This is a genomic window from Mesorhizobium sp. M1A.T.Ca.IN.004.03.1.1 (assembly GCF_003997555.1).
In the GTDB taxonomy this organism is placed as follows: domain Bacteria; phylum Pseudomonadota; class Alphaproteobacteria; order Rhizobiales; family Rhizobiaceae; genus Mesorhizobium.
Map to the genome: position 1 here is coordinate 1 of NZ_RZTV01000829.1, position 247 is coordinate 247.

The window sequence follows — 247 nt, forward strand, 5'->3', positions numbered from 1 at the left end:
CCCGAGACAACCGAACATCCGCGGATCATGAAGGCGCGCGAGGACTTCCTGTTGTGGCCGGAACTTTCGAAGAAGCTCAATTCGCTCAATGCGGCATTGGATCGTAACGACATGATCGCGGCCCGCGCGACCCTGGCAGAACTTGTTTCCGGCTATTCCTCAACGGGTGAAGTTTCCGATCTTGCATTCACCGGCGGCGAAACCAATCCGGCGGCTTGAGACATCGACGTTAGGTCCAACCGCCTTC

Annotated in this window: 1 pseudogene; it reads left to right on the forward strand. The window is 57.5% G+C overall.

Features of this window, described 5'->3' with window-relative positions:
* Positions 1-219, forward strand: a pseudogene (locus EOD29_RS33995) (polysaccharide biosynthesis protein); the annotation flags it as partial.
* Between the last annotated feature and the right edge of the window lie 28 nt (positions 220-247).